Here is a 15,652-nt window from a genome sequence, read left to right as displayed (position 1 = left end):
ATTCACGGACAGTAAGATCCCCCTCTAGATTTAGAGAAAACGAAGAAGATAGGTTGAGGATAACTCGATTGGGTGAGCTTTCCATTAGTGGGGGATGAAGCCCACCACTGATGGAAGTTTCACTTTATTCGCCGATAGGAAAGTATATACCTTTCCTATCGTAACTACACCTCTGTCCTCGCTCTTAGGGGCTCGCCAATCGGCGAGTTTTCTCTATGATTGTTGACGAACCGTGACTTGCTTAGGTTCTGTTGTAACTTTAAAACCGTCTTTTGTAGCCACATCAGCTGAGATCGTATACGTTCCATTTGGAAGATCCGCATTAGGTACCCATTGTGTTTTCAGTGTATGTTCATTTTTCACTTCAAACGAATCGACTATCTTTCCGCTTGCATCTTTAACATTAATCGTCCAGTCTACTCTAGCATAAGCCCAGGCACTAATATTTGCAGGTTTGCTTTTGTTAATATTTGCAGTCGGAGTTATATGGATCGTTTGAACAGCCATAGTATATTTAATATAGCTCGGATCTCCCCAAACTTTGTACGATTGATTTCCTGCATAATCAATGGCTAGAATAATAATACTTTTCGGTTCTGTATTGACTAAGAAAGATTTTTGCTCAAGACCTAATGAATAATGTTGTCCATTCACCCATACAACAGCAGAATTAAAGTCACTTGCATTGTCTTGCGGATTGAAGGAAATTTCATATTTTCCGTTCTTTGGCGTTACTGTAATATCTGAAACGGTCGGAGCGATGGAATCTACCGTAATTGGCATTTTAACAATCTGTGGCTTTGCGTTTGGATAATCTAATGTTGTTTTGATAACATATTGATAAACACCATCAGGCACATATTGTCCGGATGAGTCTTTCATATCCCATTTATATCCGTCATACTTTGTATCCCCATATGACATTATATTTTTTCTAAATTTCCATGGAGTACCAGTATATTCACTAAAGTCGCCTAAATTTTTAATGAGATTTCCAGATTGATCTTCAATATACATTTCAACTTTGTCTAAATTACGTAAGGCTTGGAATGACGGATAGATACCATCGAGTATATAGTTTTTCGAGAATGCAATATGGTTAGGACTAAACCTTCCAGTATATGGGTTATATCCTAATGGATATCTTTCTGAATTCTCATCCCAAAGGGCCGTATATCCTACAAACGCATCCTTCTCCCATGCAGGTGCGTCGATATTTCGTGGTTCATCCCAGTTCCCATAGAAGCCCATATATGGAACAGTTAAAGGAACTGCTTTATCCTGGTCTTTAGCAACCGGAACGAGACGAACAAATCCTTCTACAAAACTATTTTTCTTTAAGGAATCTGGTAAAGTTACATTAACAGTCAGCATTTTTGTTTGACCTGGTTTGATTTTAACTAATGCTCCTTCTGTTTCTGTAACTGTATTATCATTGACAGTGACTGTCGCACCATTAATACGTTCACTAGTTAATGTTAAATACTCTTTTAAATCCAAGTGCCCATCACTATCTAAATCAAATTCCTTCATTTCCGTCTTATCTTTTAATACATCTACATAAACTTTATATTCAATATCATCACTACTATTTTTACCTTTAGGAGCGTCGAATGCTTCCATGTTTAATTTGAAACTTGTATTTTGACCTATTTCCTTTAAAGCAACCGCTCCCGCTTGTTCTAAAGGCGCATTTCTATTTGTCACAATGACTGGTGTATTAATGGCATTTTGAATTTGCATTAGACCTGACCCTTGTACACGTGGTGAATATGGAACTTCTCCATCGGTCCTTGGATCCATGGCAATATTAGCTGTATTCATTAAAGCAAGTTTTGCTTTTAAAACTGTATCTTCTGAATGGGTTAATCCTTTTTGATAAAGGGCCTGCAATAACAATGCTGAACCGCCTGCAACATGAGGTGCTGCCATGGATGTACCACTCATCATTTCATAATCATTACCTGGTATAGTAGAATAAATATTTCCACCAGGGGCAGAAATTTCTGGTTTAAAATCTAATGTATGTGGAGTACCCATCGATGAAAAACTAGACATACTATCTTTTGCTGGGTTATCAACGAAAGCACCGCCTGCGAATTTCATACTTAAATATTGACCGCTTGGCAGACTATTCATTTTGCTCAGTAATGCTTCACCTGCAGCTTTACTTGTTGTGGCCGTTGGTGCTGCAGTTGGACTTAATTTTAGAGTAGGATAATCTGGCAAAACAGTAGGCGGTATCATAATAACTGCCTTTGCTCCAGCTCTCTTAGCTGCCCATTGAGCGGATGAATAATCGCTATATACATTTAATAGTTTAACTACTGCAATATAGTCAGTTTTTCCTTTAGGATAATCTGATGCATTCTTTCCTTCCCCAACATATACCAAATCATAAGGTACATCTGGTGAAAGAACCTTAGAGACTTTAAAATTATACGATGCTGGAAATTGCGTTTGATCTTTGAACGGCACCGAAAAACCACTTGCATCTGCTAATGCATTTAAATGAAGTTTAGTATTTTCATAGGAAGCAACCGATAACGCATATGGACTTACACCCGGTGCACCAACTGTTCCAATATCAGGATTTTCTGCATATGGTCTTAATGAAGAGGGAATGATATTATTTTTCGTACTGTAGGCTGAATTACCAGCTGCCACTACAACAAGGGTGCCTTGTTCTGTCGCAACTCGAATTGCTTTTTGGATCGGATCAAATTCTTCATCTACATAGCCTGCATCGGCACCTAAGCTCATGTTTATTACATCTGCATCCAATGTAATGGCATGCTCGATACCCGCTATAATATCATCCTCATAGGCACCACCGCCATTATCAGAAAATACCTTCTCAGCTAATAGTTGAACACCTGGTGCAATACCCTCGACACCGCCATTCGTTTCATCGCCATTTGCTCCAATTGTACCAGCCACGTGTGTACCATGCGGGCTGCCTTTTGTTCCCGGAATGACATTGGTATCATTGTCTGCCCAATCATATCCTGTTGGAATTTTATCGGAATACCAAATTTCGTTTACATCTGTCTCAACAAATTTTTGATTAACTTTATCTTGAGTCCATTTTTCTTTCGCTTTGGCTGTGTCAGATAGTTTCATATCTTTGTGCGTATAATCAATCCCGGAGTCTACGACCGCTACTACTAATCCTTCACCTTTATAACCATATTGTTCCCATACTTTTTGAGCTTGTACTAATTCTTTACTTGCTCCCATCGTTTCCTGGTATGTTCTAGCAACATGGACATTCATAACCCCTGGAATAGACTTGATATCTTTAATATTTTGAAACTCTGTTTCTACACTGAATCCGTTAAACCCTTCGAAAAAACGATGCTTCACTTTAATAGAAGCATTTGATTTAGAATTTTTTTCTTTTGAGATTTGTTCGATTACTTTGTCTTGCTTTTGTTTATATAAAGCTTTTTTGCTTTTGGCTGTTTGCTCAATTTCTGTTGGTTGTTCAACTTCTACAATTAAGCGAACAGTATCATTTGGTTTATATGCTGTAGCCAAACCTTCTTTTTTAACGTCTTTATATAGTGAATCATCTTGACCTGTTTCGATCTTATCCTTATCAAAAAATAATTGTCCTCTTTGTTCCACAATTTCTTCAACCATTTGCGACTCAGCAGGCGTAACATCACCTTCTGCAAAAACTGTAAGTGATGAAAAGAATAATGATGTTATAGCTGCTGTGGCCATTACTTTAAATGCCTTCATTTTTCTTTTTTTCATTAACATATCTCCTTTTTTAGATTCTTAATCTACTAGTAAACTATGCTTCTGTCCTTATTATCTAAAATTTTGATTTTTCTGGAAATTATACAGAAGAAGTAATTTTATAGCCATTGGTTCTAAACCAAAATAAAACAAAAGAACTATTCCGCACCTTACTATTTAAGTATAGTAAGGCGCAGAACAGTTCTTTTAAGCGCGTCTATTCAAGAAAACGGAACAAGCTGATTTCGAACGGCATATATGACTGCTTGTGAACGGCTTTTCACATTTAGTTTTTTGAAAATCTTATTAATGTGAATTTTAACTGTTTTATCACTGATATATAGGGCTTCAGCAATCTCTTTATTGCTAAGACCTTTGACCAATTCAAACAGTATTTCTTTTTCACGCTCTGTCAGTTCATTTTCATTTGATTCTGATTTCGTTTGCTGATGGTATGTAATCAACTTTTTAGTCATGCGCGGGTGAATCACAGAATCTCCTTGTAATACCATCCGGATTGCCGCCACCACTTCCTCGGATGATGAATCCTTTAATAAGTAGCCATCTGCACCTGCCCGAAGAGCAGACATCAAGTATTCATCATGTTCATACATCGTTAATACGAGAATACGGCAGTTCGGATACTGATCTTTCACGAGTGATGTAGCCTCGATACCATTTTTCCCTGGTAAATTGATATCCATTAAGATACAATCAGGTTGGCATTCTTCCACTTTCTTTAATACCTCATCCCCGGAAACAGCTTCTCCAACTACTCGCATATCAGATTCGAGCTCCAATATACTTCGAATTCCATCACGCAAAACAGTATGATCATCCACTACTAATATTCGAATCATGATACTCCTCCCCCATCTCTGAATCTGGAATTAACAATGTAATTTCTGTACCTTTTCCTGCTGAACTATCAATCTGAAGGGCAGCCCCTAGCTGTTCAGCCTGTTCATTCATATGTAATATACCATAATGCGGCTCATGCTTTGCTTTAATCATAGATTCAAAAAGGGAAAAGCCAATTCCATTATCCTTTACCTTCAAAAGTACATGTTCCCTTTGATAACTTAGTAAAATGTCAACTTTGTCTGCCTTCGCATGCTTTACGGTGTTCTGCAAGCTTTCCTGCAAAGTATCAAAGATGACTCGTTCTTTCGTAAAACTAAGTTTTCGAGAACGGCCTCTTTCATGATATGTAATGGCTAGATCATATTCTTTTTTTAAGGATTGAATTTTATTTGTAATTGCTTGTTTTAGCCCTAGCCTTTGTGTTGGATATGGCTTTAAGGCATAAATAGAATAACGAACTTCACTTAAACTCTTCCGTAATTTTTTTATGCTTGTATCTACCACTTGCTGCATGTCCTTTGGTCGATCTGCGTACTTTTTCTGAGCTGACTCCATTTGGAATATCACCCCTGCCAATGCTTGTGCAATTCCATCATGAATTTCACGGGCAATTCGATTTCTTTCTTCTAAAATCGTTCGTTTTTCCTGTTCAGAGACGAGTGTCCGTGTTTTAAGTAAGCTGCCCAATTGATTGGCAAACGTAGCTAAAGTCTGTACATCTTCGGTAATAAAACTTGCACTTCTGCTTTTCCCTGCCACAAACATTCCAACTAATTCATGATTTACTTTAAGAGGTAAATATACAAGAGAGCGCATAGCATTTTCAAACACTTCATCTCCTGGAGCCATACCTGTTTTCCAATCAGTAACAACAATCGTTTCGGATATTTCTTCAAACTTCGCATGAACATCAGAATAATTCGAAATATCAGAACGAACTTCCCCATCCTTTAGTAAAAGTGTCCAGGTTCCCTCATCTTTTGCCCATAAAACATATGCCTGTATTCCTAGGAATCCTTTCAGTGATTGTTTCATCTGCTGTAAGTTTCCGGCAGATAACCCACGACTTAATTCCGTCGTAATAGAAAAAAGCTTATATAAGCGTTCTTTTTCCACCCGTATTTGCCTAACGAAAGAGCTGATGATACAGATTGCCACAAGCGGAAAAAAGAAGAACAAAACCATAATTTCATCCATCACTCCGCGATATCGGTAATCTAAAATATGTATAAGTGAGGAATAAAATAAACAGATACTCACACTCAAGAGTACTAATATATTTTTTTTACGCCACTCTTCTAGCGGATATGGCTGAGGAAGAAGTATGATTAAAAGATCGTAAAACAGACTGTTAAAAAGGCAAAGAAACACGCTAAATAAAAACAAGCTTATGAATTTTTCATATAAAACTGAGAGATTCATCCCAGAAATAAAAAGAGAGAAACATTCACTGGAAAGCCATTCTGCTAATACGATACTAAGAGCAAGCTGTGCACAATTAAATACTGTCCTTTGCATAGGTAAGCGGCGAAGCAAATGGATACATAACATCGCACATACACAAGAAATAACAGTTATATGTATCCCAAACTGCCAATTCATTGTATAAATGAGCGTAAGACTGAGTGTGATTCCCCCTCTCCAAATACGGATAGGAAAATACTCAGTAATCCCCATAAACATAATTAATAACAAAAGCAGTATAAGATGAGAAGGCATTTTACTTAAAAATAAAGAAATGATAACAGCAATCAAACCAAGAAAAGAAATAGAATAAATATAAAAACTAGCTACTTGTTCTCTCATAGAAGTAAAATCTATCTTTTTCAAAATGATCCCTCCCTCAAAAAATCTATTATTATCATTATCTAACAAAAAACCGGCACTGGCAAAATGAGAATGTTCCCATTAGCCAATCACCGGGCGTGCGCTGTCTCTTAGGAAGGGCGGCACACTATTAGTATAAAATGGAATCCCCCCCTTCACCATCCACCAAATGTTATAATTGTAAATATATTCTATTCTAATCATATAGAACTAAAGATGTATAGGAATCAACTTCATAATTGTTTCTTTACCACTAAAAAAAATCTATTTTGTTCATATAATTCGTACTGCTAAGAATAAATTGGGCTATAAATAAGCTTCATATAAGAATCACACAACATACTCATATTTTAAGTGCGCATTAAAAAAAATGAGGTGATTTTTTCATGAATAACCAGCCAACGTACTTTCCGTATGTAAATTATAATCAACAGCAGTATTATCAACATCCAGGTTATCAACATCCGAGTTATCAACCATCCGAGGATACAAGGGAAATCGACGATGATGTCTATCGTCCCGACGATGCTGAAGATGCTCCAACAACCCCACCACCGGCACAAGCACCAGCAGCACCAGCAGCATTTTCTTCTCCTATACAAACGTTTCAAATACGATCAGCGATGTGTAATTGTTTAGGGAGATGGGGATTTATTGGTTTAAGAACACCAGGACCTTTTGGAAGAGATTTTTGGTTTTATCCAACTGAAGTTAGACAAAACGGGGTAGTCGGATATATTTGGCAAGGAGGACGCCGCCGAAAAGTAAGCTATCGATATTCACAAATTAGAAACTTTATGTGTATGTCTTAACGTGAATAACAGACCAACTATTTAAAAAGAAGAGGAGGAGTCCTCTTCTTTTTATATTTCCTATAAAACTTAAGGAATTTTATAGCATCCCAAAACAAGCTTCATAATTATTTCCGAGACTCAATTACAGCTATTAAATTTTTCAAATTAATATTATGATTAATGTAACTAATTCGAAAGAAGTTGAGAGATATGAAAAACATACGTTTAAGAAACGGAAAAGAAGTAATTATAAGAGAAGCTTTACAAGAAGACGCTCAATCTATGATTGATTTTTATAATGTAGTCGGCGGCGAAACTGATTTTCTTTCATTCGGGAAAAATGAGTTCAGTATGTCTTTACATGATTATGAAAAATTCATAGAATCTACTGGAGCAGATAATAGTTCCATCATCTTACTGGCAACAATGGATGATGAAATCATAAGCATCGCATCCATTACCTCTAGCCCAAAAGCTAGAACGAAACATGTAGGAACACTAGGAATCGTAATTGCGGAAGAGCACTGCGGATTCGGTTTAGGTAGAATACTGATGGACGAGCTTATCGAGTGGGCAAAATTAAATGGGACTACGAAGAGAATACATCTCGTAACGAGAGAAGATAATGCTAAAGCAATAGAATTATATAAGAAAGTTGGCTTTAAAGAAGAAGGATTATTACAACAAGATACGTATATAAATGGTGTTTATTATAATACTCTTATTATGGGCTTGATGATTTAACTACTATAAACACGGGCAGGAGGTTAACAAAAAACCTCCTATCCATACAAAAATTATTTGGTCATTCGCTTTACGCTTCAGTACTCCCTAACGATTTCATATTCTCTCTCATCAACCTTATAATGCTCTCATAATACGAATGTTCATGCTGAACAAATTTACTTTTATCTACGGTCTTATGGATTAAAACTTTTTCCCCAGCTTCATTCATTTCGAATCCTTCCACTGTAATTTCATCCATTTCTCCTAACCAAAGTTCAGAAAAACTGTTAAATTCAGCTTTAACAATGCCTGATACTTCTTCTATTTGCAGCTTATATTCATCCATTGGTTTTTTATTTTCATATAAAAAAACGTGAGCTAATTCTTTATCAATAAAATCATCTATTGCACCACAATCATCGATAATACCTAATGACACGAGTTCATCAAACGAGACATCGATTCCTACTTCTTCCTTCACCTCTCGGATTCCATCATATACTGTTTCATGTGCCAAAATATGTCCAGCAGCTGTAATGTCTAACAGATTCGGATAGTCCTTTTTTGTCTCACTACGAATTTGAAAATGAATATAATCTACTCCGTTTTCTCTACTTATAAACCAGCAATGAAACGTCTCATGCCAATGCCCAAGTTTATGTACTTCTTCGCGAGTTGCTACCCCAATTGGATTTCTATGGTTATCAAATATTTTCAGTAATTCGTTCTCCATGATAGCTTCTCCCCTTCCCCATTCACTTCCTATTCTGTAATTGGCTATATTCTTCTTTTGTATTCACATTAAGAAATAACTCTTTCGACAGCTGCGATTCTTCCGCTGTCACATACTGGACATTACACTGAGATAATAGCCCTTGCATACTTCTCTTACCTTCCTTTAATAACTGTTCTATTTTTTCTTTTACCTTGTGATGATATAGCGCTAAAAGTGGTTGCTTCCGTCCTTCAACTAGTGGAACAATTGCTTCATATGTTTCGTCTGCTCGTTCGATGAATGTCATCGCCCATGCTTTCGAAATATTTGGTGTGTCACACGGTGCAACAATATACCAATCTGCATCTACAAATTCCATGCCTGTTACTAAACCGGCAAGCGGACCGTTTCCTTTATACAGCGCAATATCTTCTACAACTGGTACATGCAGTATATGCGAGAGCTCATTTGTAATCGCTGGATGGCTAATCACAACAATGTCTGTAACAACTTCTTTCAATGCTTCTATACTATGTTCAATAAATGTTTTTCCGCACCAAGTTACTAATGCTTTCGGTTCTCCAAAACGACTGGACTGTCCGCCGGCTAATACAATTCCTGCAATTTTCACTGGCGATGCAACTCAAATGTAATGTGTCCAAGCTCTGGTAAAATTAATTTCTTCATCGCAAGGCGAACCGCACCTGTTGATCCTGGCATAGAAAAGACAACTTTCCGTCCAATTGTCCCGCCAATTGCCCTGCTTAACATCGCCGCGCTTCCGATATCTTCTAAATAGCTAATCATCCGAAATAGTTCTCCAAAGCCTACAATTTCTTTATCAAGCAACGCTTCAACTGCTTCGATTGTAACATCACGTTTTGTAATTCCTGTACCGCCGTTTGTTAACACAACATCTACATCTTCTTGTTGGCAGCCTGTTAACACAGCTTGCTGAATGCTTTCTTTATCATCTTTCACAATTTCATAAGCTGTTACTTGATGATTTGCTTCTATTAATAACTCTTTTAATAACTGGCCGCTTTTATCTGTTTCTTCTGTACGTGTATCCGAAATCGTTATGATTTTACAACGAACCTGTGCCGGTGCTTGTTTTTTATGTTCTGTGACGCTCATTGTCATTCGCTCCTTCTTCTGAACTATCTAAATTTTATCATATATGATGCAGCAACAAAAAAATGTGCGGCCTGTCACACATTTTTATAGAAAAAACATCTCGCTTCCGTATTTTTCCTTATAATAGAAATATAGGGATTTTCAAAAGGGAGGAAATGAATATGGATACAATGAAAAAATTAACGACCTTATTTATTTTACTTTTCGTCGCTTCCATTAGCGCCGGCATGGTACTAAAAGACGCTGTGCCTTACGCAGCCATCGGTGGTTTTGGATGTGCCACAATCTTTTTACTTTGTAGTGCATACTGCTTTGGAAAATCCCGTTCACAGAGGGGGCAATAATTGATGTTCGGTAAAAAATCAACCGCGTGTACATCATGCGGAAAGGAAATTGCGGTACACGAACGTTCTTGGATTTACATGCAATATCCGCCAAGCGGTATAACAAATATTCAGAAATATATTGAGCTGGGCGGAGAAGTGTATTGTACTTCCTGCGTTGGAAAGTTAGAAAAACAGGAAAGTAATTAAATAAAAAAAGCCTTGCGCGTGTGCGCAAAGCTTTTTTCTTCCTATATTATAGACCAGCTTGCTCTTTTAAAGCTTCAGCTTTGTCTGTACGCTCCCAAGAAAGATCTACATCAGTACGTCCGAAGTGGCCGTATGCTGCTGTTTGTTTGTAAATTGGGCGACGTAAGTCTAACATTTTGATGATACCAGCTGGACGAAGATCGAAGTTGCTGCGAATTAGTTCTACTAATACTTCTTCAGATACTTTTCCAGTGCCGAATGTATCAACAGAGATAGATACTGGTTTCGCTACGCCGATTGCGTATGCAAGTTGTACTTCTGCTTTGTCAGCAAGACCTGCTGCTACGATGTTTTTCGCAACGTAACGAGCTGCGTATGCTGCAGAACGGTCAACTTTTGTTGCATCCTTACCAGAGAATGCACCGCCGCCGTGACGAGCGTATCCACCGTAAGTATCTACGATAATTTTACGACCTGTTAAACCAGCATCCCCTTGTGGTCCACCGATAACGAAGCGGCCAGTTGGGTTAATGAAGAATTTTGTTTCTTCATCGATTAATTCAGCTGGTACAACTGGTTTAATTACGAATTCTTTTAAGTTGCGATCGATTTGTTCCCAAGAAATCTCTGGGTGATGTTGCGTAGAGATTACAATTGTATCAACGCGAACTGGTTTACCGTTTTCATCATACTCAACTGTTACTTGTGTTTTACCGTCTGGACGTAAGTATGGTAATGTATCATCTTTACGAACTTCAGTTAAACGACGAGCTAATTTATGAGCAAGAGAGATTGGAAGTGGCATTAATTCTTTTGTTTCATTACATGCGAAACCAAACATTAAACCTTGGTCGCCTGCACCGATTGCTTCGATCTCTTCGTCAGTCATTTGACCTTCGCGTGCTTCTAACGCTTTGTCAACACCCATTGCGATGTCAGCAGACTGCTCATCGATAGATGTTAAAACTGCACAAGTTTCTGAATCGAAACCGTATTTTGCACGAGTATAACCAATTCCTTTAATTGTTTCACGAACGATTTTTGGAATATCTACATAAGTAGAAGTCGTAATTTCTCCCGCTACCAATACTAAACCAGTTGTTACTGTTGTTTCACAAGCTACACGTGCGTTTGCATCTTTTGCTAAGATTGCATCTAAAATTGAATCAGAAATTTGGTCACTAATTTTATCTGGATGTCCTTCAGTTACAGACTCAGATGTGAACAGATGACGTTTTTTTGTCATGTGGTAAACCTCCCGACAGTAAATGTATATATTGTACGGAACTCATCCTTAATTTGCCACAAACTGCGACATTCATGTATTCTCCCACAAGCGCAAAAGAAAAACCTTTCCTATATATAGAGGAAAGGTTGTATTCGCTACTTGCATACTGCTTTTTGCCCTTCGCTCTTATCGCTCGAGACATTACATCTCGCACAGGTTTAAGCACCTATTCACTTGCGCTTGTCGTACATACAAGTGAGGTTGCCGGGCTTCATCGGGCCTGTCCCTCCGCCAGCTCGGGATAAGAGAGTATCCGTCCTCAACTATACTAAAGAAATGCTTTTCATTTGTCAATCCATATACACATATTCCTATAAGTTTTTAACGGCAGAAATTTATGGAAAAAAATAATATAATAACACAAACAAAAATAAATAAATAGTATACATTATTTATATCATTGTGTTATACTTTTAGTGGGAATTACGAGGAATATTCATAAATCAAACAAAGGATGGTAAATAAATATGAGTACTGTGAATGTCCAAATTGGATTACATGAGTTATTAAACGGAAGCAATGCACAGGTTCAATTGAGCGTTCCACAATTAACTGAAAAAGTATTAATGAGAAAAGAAGGACGATTAACTTCTACTGGCGCTGTTTCTGTTTCAACAGGAAAATATACAGGACGTTCTCCGAAAGATAAATTTATTGTAGACGAAGCATCTGTTACGGATAAAATCGCTTGGGGTTCGGTAAACCAACCGATTTCTGAAGAGCATTTTAATAAATTATATACAAAAGTATTAGAATACTTAAAAGAAAAAGAAGAACTATTCGTATTCAAAGGATTTGCAGGAGCAGACCGCAACTATCGTCTTCCTCTTCAAGTTATTAATGAATATGCATGGCATAACTTATTCGCACATCAATTATTCATTCGTCCAACTGAGGAAGAATTAAAAAATCATGATTCACAGTTCACAATTGTATCTGCACCAAACTTTAAAGCAGATCCAGAAATCGACGGCACGAACTCAGAAACATTTATTATCGTTTCATTTGAAAAGCGTATCGTGTTAATCGGCGGTACAGAATACGCTGGTGAAATGAAAAAATCAATCTTCTCTATCATGAACTACTTACTTCCAGAACAAGATATTTTTTCTATGCACTGCTCTGCAAACGTAGGTGAAGAAGGCGATGTTGCTTTATTCTTCGGTTTATCTGGAACAGGTAAAACAACATTATCTGCTGATCCAAACCGCAAATTAATTGGTGATGACGAGCATGGTTGGTCTGATAACGGCGTATTCAATATTGAAGGCGGTTGCTATGCAAAATGTGTGAACTTATCTCGCGAGAAAGAGCCACAAATCTTTGATGCGATTAAATTCGGCTCTGTTTTAGAAAACGTTGTGCTTGATGATCATACACGCATTGCAAATTATGATGACACTGCATTAACAGAAAATACACGTGCAGCTTATCCAATTGATGCAATTGATAACATCGTATTACCTAGCGTTGCAGGTCATCCAAATACAATCATTTTCTTAACTGCTGATGCATTTGGCGTATTGCCTCCAATCAGCAAATTAACGAAAGAGCAAGCTATGTACCATTTCTTAAGTGGTTACACGAGTAAATTAGCAGGAACTGAGCGCGGTATTACTTCACCGCAAGCAACATTCTCAACATGCTTCGGTTCTCCATTCTTACCGCTTGATGCATCTCGCTATGCAGAAATGCTTGGAGAAAAAGTCGAGAAGCACGATGCTAAAGTATTCTTAGTGAACACTGGCTGGACTGGCGGCGAATACGGTGTTGGAAAACGTATGAACTTAGGTCATACACGCGCAATGGTGCAAGCTGCATTAAACGGCGAGTTAGATAGCGCTGAAACAGCGAAACATGATATCTTTGGTCTTGAAGTACCACTTCATGTTCCTGGTGTACCTGATGAAGTATTAATGCCAGAACAAACATGGACTGATAAAGAAGCTTACAAAGCAAAAGCAACTGAGCTTGCGAATAAGTTTAAAGAAAACTTCAAGAAATTTGATAACGTTTCTGAAACAATTGTAAAACTTGGCGGTCCAATCGCTTAAACCCGACTTTACTTTGAAATATCCTAAATCATGTGAATAAGTATGTTGTTATTGCAAGAAAACAAGTACTCACCGACAAAGCCCACGTTTTCTTGTGATAGCACATGCTTACATATAAAAGAGGCCTACGATTCATTTCGTAAGCCTCTTTCCTATTTGCAAACATTTTTGACGATTTCTAAAAAATCAGCTATCAACCTTACAAAATATGGATATAATATATAAGTACACGGTAAAGGAGGGACTTCCATTGCTCTTCTTTTTAATCGCTCTTATTCATTTTGTTATCCCAGCTCTTGTTGGCTTAACATTATATTGGTACACACCTAAGCATAGTATTTTTTATGCGGTCCTCAGCGTTCTTCTCACAGGTATGATTCTTATTAGCTTTTTCCGCTTACCTTTTCTCAACTGGATTCCATTTATTACAGCTATTTTGTATCTTATTTTCTTACCTAAAATAAAAAAATAAGAAAGCAGATTTGATCTGCTTTCTTATTTTGATATATTTTCTTTTACGAGTAATGTTTGATTAGCTTTTTTAGATTTTACAAGCCACAAACCAACAAAAATAACAATTCCACCTATCATTTGTTGTAAAGATAGCTGCTCTCTCGCCCATATTGCCGCAAATAAAACTGCTACAAACGGTGTAACGTACATATACACCATCGTATGAGATGCACCAATTTTTTGAATCCCAACGTACCACATAACAAGCCCAAATACAGTAACGAAAAAAATCGAATATAATAACGAAAACCATGTACTGCCGTGCTGAATCTCAAAAGGCAGCTGAACAATTCGCCAACCGCTTAATACTACAAGCGGTACTGCACCAATTGCTGCTGACCAGGCCGTTACGCGCAGGGCTGAATATCTCTTCATAAGCGGCCCTGCTAAGACAGGATACAATCCCCAGCAAATCGAAGTAATGAGTCCAATTGCATTGCCATAAAAAGAGTCCACAAGTGAATGCCCCGCAAGTAATACAAGTGCTGCTCCTATACACGCAATGACCGATCCAATGAGTTTACGTGCTGAAAGCTGTTCTTCTTTCAAGAATACGGCAAACATCGTTGTAAAAATGGGAGAAATCGAAATTAATAGTGACGCATTAGTTGCAGACGTATGTTGAATCGTCTCCATGAACAGCGTTTGATACAGCGTGATCCCCACCATACTAACGAAAATAAGCCTGACAACATCTTTCCATGCAATATAAAGCGATTTTTCTATGTAAAACGCCAACAATAATAACAGCGGTGCAGCAGTAACCATGCGCATTGCTGTAAATTGGATTGCTGTTAATTCTACAAGACCGTATTTTCCGATTGTATAATTGATTCCCCATATGATAACGACACAGAAAAGCAGTAATTCAATTCCCCATCTTTTCATACATTTCCCCCACTATGTCTAATCCTTTACCTCATTAAATTTCAAGAAACATGTTAAAATTCCTTCTTTCCTTCAAACATCCTACTTATCCTTTCTATATGCATAAGGTTTTGCATACATAATAAAGGAAGAATATGTATGAACACAGAAAAAACACTAGGGCAGATGGAATAACAATCCTCAAGGTATGCATAAGGTTTTATCATACGAAAGGGGGAATATATATGAGTACAGACAAACGACTAGAACATGTAGAACAACAACTCGAAAAGATAGAAAATCTACTATCCCAGCGACAGCATAGGAAGCGAAGAACCATTACTTATTATACTCTTTTTATTTCTCGTTGTTCTTGGAGGCCTTTCTTTCTACCTCTTTGGAAACGGTGATTCCTCAACCGAAACCGAGACAATTATTCAAGAGCAAGAAATTCCTTAATACGTACGGGCTTATATCGTTAGATGAATACTCCCCCACTTAGCAAAGCTGGAAGTGGGGGTTTCTAACGTTTCGACCTAACGGACGATTAACGTCAGTGGAGTTAACACACTAGCGAGCTGTTTCAC

General features: G+C 37.5%; 14 protein-coding genes and 1 riboswitch. Of the genes, 6 read left to right on the top strand and 8 right to left on the bottom strand.

All coding sequences use genetic code 11. The annotated features are described in order from the left end of the window. Window positions 1–213: 213 nt before the first annotated feature. The 3 genes from ACTDJC_RS00070 to ACTDJC_RS00060 form a co-directional block, all read right to left on the bottom strand. Entirely contained in the window at window positions 214–3,762 is a 3,549-nt protein-coding gene (locus tag ACTDJC_RS00070; RefSeq protein ID WP_440602348.1) for a S8 family serine peptidase, read from the bottom strand. Between the two features lie 206 nt (window positions 3,763–3,968). Then, a complete protein-coding gene (locus ACTDJC_RS00065) occupies window positions 3,969–4,607 on the bottom strand; it encodes a response regulator (protein WP_440602347.1) in 639 nt (212 codons plus the stop codon). Continuing rightward, complete coding sequence (locus tag ACTDJC_RS00060) at window positions 4,582–6,441, bottom strand: GAF domain-containing sensor histidine kinase (RefSeq protein ID WP_440602346.1); 1,860 nt, start codon at window positions 6,439–6,441, stop codon at window positions 4,582–4,584. The genes ACTDJC_RS00065 and ACTDJC_RS00060 overlap by 26 nt, the downstream gene beginning before the upstream one ends. A gap of 383 nt (window positions 6,442–6,824) precedes the next feature. On the opposite strand from ACTDJC_RS00060, the gene ACTDJC_RS00055 reads away from it, so the two are divergent. Together ACTDJC_RS00055 and ACTDJC_RS00050 are read left to right on the top strand one after the other, a co-directional pair. Next, window positions 6,825–7,250: a hypothetical protein gene (locus tag ACTDJC_RS00055; RefSeq protein ID WP_440602345.1), complete on the top strand. Its 426-nt coding sequence runs from the start codon at window positions 6,825–6,827 to the stop codon at window positions 7,248–7,250. Window positions 7,251–7,442: 192 nt separating this feature from the next. Next, entirely contained in the window at window positions 7,443–7,976 is a 534-nt protein-coding gene (locus tag ACTDJC_RS00050; RefSeq protein WP_440602344.1) for an N-acetyltransferase family protein, read from the top strand. Between the two features lie 70 nt (window positions 7,977–8,046). On the opposite strand, the gene ACTDJC_RS00045 is transcribed toward ACTDJC_RS00050, so the two are convergent. Genes ACTDJC_RS00045 through ACTDJC_RS00035 form a run of 3 tightly spaced genes read right to left on the bottom strand, consistent with a single transcriptional unit; the run spans window position 8,047 to window position 9,810 of the window. After that, window positions 8,047–8,691, bottom strand: coding sequence for an NUDIX hydrolase (locus ACTDJC_RS00045; RefSeq protein WP_440602343.1), 645 nt, complete (start codon window positions 8,689–8,691; stop codon window positions 8,047–8,049). 22 nt (window positions 8,692–8,713) lie between these two features. Then, entirely contained in the window at window positions 8,714–9,304 is a 591-nt protein-coding gene (mobA, locus tag ACTDJC_RS00040; protein ID WP_440602342.1) for a molybdenum cofactor guanylyltransferase, read from the bottom strand. Further along, window positions 9,301–9,810 (bottom strand): MogA/MoaB family molybdenum cofactor biosynthesis protein, encoded by a 510-nt coding sequence (locus ACTDJC_RS00035; RefSeq protein ID WP_440602341.1) that lies wholly within the window; start codon window positions 9,808–9,810, stop codon window positions 9,301–9,303. The genes mobA and ACTDJC_RS00035 overlap by 4 nt, the downstream gene beginning before the upstream one ends. 161 nt (window positions 9,811–9,971) lie before the next feature. On the opposite strand from ACTDJC_RS00035, the gene ACTDJC_RS00030 reads away from it, so the two are divergent. Beyond that, window positions 9,972–10,154 (top strand): hypothetical protein, encoded by a 183-nt coding sequence (locus ACTDJC_RS00030; protein ID WP_440602340.1) that lies wholly within the window; start codon window positions 9,972–9,974, stop codon window positions 10,152–10,154. Between the two features lie 3 nt (window positions 10,155–10,157). Continuing rightward, window positions 10,158–10,343, top strand: coding sequence for a hypothetical protein (locus ACTDJC_RS00025; protein WP_440602339.1), 186 nt, complete (start codon window positions 10,158–10,160; stop codon window positions 10,341–10,343). 46 nt (window positions 10,344–10,389) lie between these two features. Here ACTDJC_RS00025 and metK read toward each other — a convergent pair whose 3' ends face one another. After that, window positions 10,390–11,589 carry a methionine adenosyltransferase gene (gene metK / locus ACTDJC_RS00020; RefSeq protein ID WP_440602338.1) on the bottom strand — a complete coding sequence of 400 codons (1,200 nt, stop codon included), beginning with the start codon at window positions 11,587–11,589 and terminating at the stop codon, window positions 10,390–10,392. 165 nt (window positions 11,590–11,754) lie between these two features. After that, a riboswitch (SAM riboswitch) is annotated at window positions 11,755–11,879 on the bottom strand. A 219-nt stretch (window positions 11,880–12,098) separates the two neighbouring features. On the opposite strand from metK, the gene pckA reads away from it, so the two are divergent. Beyond that, on the top strand, window positions 12,099–13,685 hold the full coding sequence (gene pckA / locus ACTDJC_RS00015) for a phosphoenolpyruvate carboxykinase (ATP) (protein WP_440602337.1): 1,587 nt from the start codon (window positions 12,099–12,101) through the stop codon (window positions 13,683–13,685). A gap of 250 nt (window positions 13,686–13,935) precedes the next feature. Beyond that, window positions 13,936–14,157, top strand: a complete 222-nt coding sequence (locus ACTDJC_RS00010) for a hypothetical protein (RefSeq protein ID WP_440602336.1) — start codon at window positions 13,936–13,938, stop codon at window positions 14,155–14,157. Between the two features lie 23 nt (window positions 14,158–14,180). Here the strand turns inward: ACTDJC_RS00010 and ACTDJC_RS00005 are convergent, their stop codons facing one another. Beyond that, window positions 14,181–15,086 (bottom strand): DMT family transporter, encoded by a 906-nt coding sequence (locus tag ACTDJC_RS00005; RefSeq protein WP_440602335.1) that lies wholly within the window; start codon window positions 15,084–15,086, stop codon window positions 14,181–14,183. Between the last annotated feature and the right edge of the window lie 566 nt (window positions 15,087–15,652).

Origin of the sequence: Bacillus sp. GB_SG_008, from assembly GCF_052038115.1 — a bacterium.
GTDB classification, from domain to species: Bacteria; Bacillota; Bacilli; order Bacillales; family Bacillaceae_G; genus Bacillus_A; species Bacillus_A rhizoplanae.
Note: the sequence above shows the minus strand (reverse complement) of the source record. Positions and strands in the feature narration are given on the sequence as shown.